Annotated in this window: 3 protein-coding genes; 2 read left to right on the forward strand and 1 reads right to left on the reverse strand. The window is 74.6% G+C overall.

What is annotated here, in order from left to right; all coding sequences use genetic code 11:
• Positions 1-177: 177 nt before the first annotated feature.
• Positions 178-1,899 carry a YbaK/EbsC family protein gene (locus H0X00_RS22930; protein ID WP_293775107.1) on the forward strand — a complete coding sequence of 574 codons (1,722 nt, stop codon included), beginning with the start codon at positions 178-180 and terminating at the stop codon, positions 1,897-1,899.
• Positions 1,896-2,612, forward strand: a complete 717-nt coding sequence (locus H0X00_RS22935; RefSeq protein ID WP_293775108.1) for an HAD family hydrolase — start codon at positions 1,896-1,898, stop codon at positions 2,610-2,612. The genes H0X00_RS22930 and H0X00_RS22935 overlap by 4 nt, the downstream gene beginning before the upstream one ends.
• 31 nt (positions 2,613-2,643) lie before the next feature.
• Here H0X00_RS22935 and H0X00_RS22940 read toward each other — a convergent pair whose 3' ends face one another.
• Positions 2,644-3,105: a ferritin-like domain-containing protein gene (locus H0X00_RS22940; RefSeq protein ID WP_293775109.1), complete on the reverse strand. Its 462-nt coding sequence runs from the start codon at positions 3,103-3,105 to the stop codon at positions 2,644-2,646.
• Positions 3,106-3,187: the final 82 nt, after the last annotated feature.

Here is a 3,187-nt window from a genome sequence, read left to right on the forward strand (position 1 = left end):
GCGCAGACGGGCCCGGCCGCGGCCGACGGCACCGCGCTGGAGGCGGACAACCTTCCGCCGGCCATGCCCAGTCGCTGGGACCGCGCCAGCCGCCGGGCCGAGGAGGAGGCGCGCCACGACACGGGGCAGACGCCGGAGCCGCCGCCGTCCTCGATCACGGGCCTGCGTCCGTAGTTCGTGAGCGGTGAGCTCCTCAGTGGGCTCGGCGCTGGGCGCGCGGTGAATTCCCCGCCGCTCCGGCTGTCGCAGCTGTTCCTGCGCACCCTGCGGGAGGACCCGGCCGATGCCGACGCCGCAAACGCCCGGTTGCTGATCCGCGGTGGCTACATCCGGCGCCTCGCGCCCGGGGTGCACGCCTGGCTGCCGCTCGGACAGCTCGTGCTGGACGAGGTGGAGCGGATGCTGCGGGCCGAGATGGCCGGCATCGGCGCGCAGGAGATGCGCCTGCCCGGCGCCGCCGCGCCGGCCCAGCTGCACCTGATGATGTCCCTGCTGCGCGGTGAGGTCTCCTCCTACCGGGACCTGCCGGTGACGCTGTTCCAGATCCAGCCGGCCGCGCGCGACGAGCCGCGGCCGCGCGCCGGGTTGCTGCGCGCCCGCGAATTCGTCGCCCACGAGGCGTGGTCCTTCGACGCCGATTTCGACGGCCTGCAGTCGGCCTACAACCGGCACCGCGCGGTGTACATGCGGATCCTGGAGCGGGCCGAGCTGGACTACCGGATCGTCGCCGCCCCGGCCGGGGAGGGCGAGCACGCCGAGCAGTTCCTCGCCGTCACCGAGGCTGGCGAGGACCTGTTCGTCACCTGCGGGGCCTGCGACTACGCCGCGACGTCGGCCGCCGTCCGCGGGCCCGCTCGCAAGGGCAGCGGTGCGGTCGACGGCAAGGCGCACCCTGCGCCGCTGGGGCCGACGCCGGCTCCGGAGGAGGTGGACACCCCGGACACCCCGACCATCGAGGCGCTCGCCGACCGAATGGGCGTGCCGTCCTCGGCGACGCTCAAGAATCTGCTGCTGATGGCCACCACACCGGAGGGCGTACGTGAGGTCATCGCCGTCGGTGTGCCCGGGGACCGGGAGGTCGACCTGCACCGCGTCCAGGCCGCGTTGGCGCCGGCCCGCGTCGAGCTGTTCGGTGACGAGGATTTCGCCGCCCACCCCGAGCTGATCCGTGGCTACGTCGGGCCGCAGGCCCTGGCGGGCAAGGCGTTCCGCTATCTGGCGGACCCCCGGATCTCGCCCGGCACGGTCTGGGTCACCGGGGCGAACGCGCCCGGACGGCACGTGCGCAACCTGGTGGCCGGCCGCGACTTCGTCCCGGACCGCTACGTCGACCTGGTGCTCGTCCGCGACGACGATCCATGCCCCGCCTGCGGCGGACGCCTGCGCCTGCACCGCGGTGTCGCGGTCGCCCGGATCGCGCGGCTCGGCCGCCGGCCGGCATCGGTCGCCGTGGACGTCCTTGGTCGGGACGGCCGGCCGGCGCGGGTGGCGGTCGGCAACTACGGCCTCGGCGTTTCCCGGCTGATCGGCGCCGTGGCAGAGCAGCATCACGACGAGGTCGGGCTGACGTGGCCCGGACCGGTCGCGCCCGCCGATCTGCACCTGGTCGCGGCGGGCCGCGGGGAGGGCGTGCATCTTGCCGCCGGCCGGTTGGCCGACGCAGCCTCGGCGGCCGGCCTCCGGGTGCTGCTCGACGACCGCACCGGAGTCTCCGCCGGGGTGAAGTTCGCCGACGCGGAACTGTTGGGCATCCCGGTGATCGCTGTGGTCGGGCGCGGGCTGGCCACCGGCACCGTGGAGATCCGCGAACGCCGCAGTGGGCAGCGTTCGGACGTGGCGCTGGCCGCCGCCATCGGCACGATCCGGGAGCTGGTCGAGGCCGGCCGGGGACGCGGGTGAAGAACCTGCCGCTCGAGGCGGTGATCTTCGACTGGGGCGGAACGCTGACCCGCTGGCGCCCGATCGACATTCCCGCCACCTGGCAGGCCGTGGCGGCGGTCGCGGTGGCCGCCGATCCCTCGCTCTCACCGGCCGAACTGGGGGAGCGCCTGGCCGCGGTCGACGAGCGGCTCTGGGCGCGGTGCCGCACCGACGGGTGCGAGAGCACCCGCTTCGCCGATGTGCTCGCCGAGTGCGGCCTCGCCGAGCATCCCGACCTGCTCACCGCGCATCTCGGGCAGTGGGAGGCCGCGACCGAGCTGGATCCGGATGTCCTTGCCGTGCTCTCCGGCCTGCGCGAGCGCGGCCTGCGGGTCGGCGTGCTGTCCAACACCATCTGGCCCCGCGCGCAGCACGAGGCCTGGTTCGCCCGTGACGGCGTCCTCGAGCTGATCGACGGCGCCGTCTACACCAGCGAGATCGCCTGGGCCAAGCCGCACCCGGAGGCCTTCCGGGCCGCCGCCGCGGCAGTCGACTCCCCGCCGGAACGCGTGCTGTTCGTCGGGGACCGTCCCTTCGAGGACATCCACGGCGCGGCCCGGGTCGGCATGCGCACCGCGCTGGTGCCCTTCACGGTGATCGGGGACCACGAACGGGGCCCGGTGCAGGGCGAGGCGGACGCGGTGCTCGAGCGGCTGCTGAACGTGCTCGACGTGGTGGACCGCTGGAATTGACCGCTGGAACTGACTCAGTGTCAGATCTAGTTCAGGGGGTCGCGGTCGCGCCGGGGGTCGGAGCTTCCGGGGGCAGTCCCGGGTCCTCCAGCCCGGGGAAGCGCGGCGCTTCTTCGCGCCAGGTCGCTTCCCGGACCGCGGCGTCCTGCAGCGCTAGGGCGGCGAAGCCGCGGTCGTCGCCGTCGGCGGCCACCACCAGCGCGCCGTAGGCCAGGGCCACGTCCCGCTCGATCCCGGCGGCCAGGTCGACCACGGCGCTGAACCCGCCCAGCGGCCGGGGCAGTTCGTAGGCGGGCTGGGCCTCCACCGGCTTGCCGCCGCCGTCGAGAATCATCCGGCGCAGCCGGTCGCGCCGCTCCCGGTGCACGTTCAGGCCCTGCAGGGCCACCGACCGGCTGGTCCCACTGAGGGCGGCGGCGATCGCGCCATAGCCATAAATCGCGGCGTGTTCGGCCCCGAGCACTTCGCCCAGCACGGTCTGGTCCGCGCTCACGAGGAGCCACCCGCCCGCAGCCTCGCGGTGTGCGCGGCCTCACAGCCGCCGATCGAGGCCAGCAGTCGGGCCAGTTCGGGGT

The sequence above is a fragment of the Sporichthya sp. genome (genome assembly GCF_013815995.1).
In the GTDB taxonomy this organism is placed as follows: domain Bacteria; phylum Actinomycetota; class Actinomycetes; order Sporichthyales; family Sporichthyaceae; genus Sporichthya.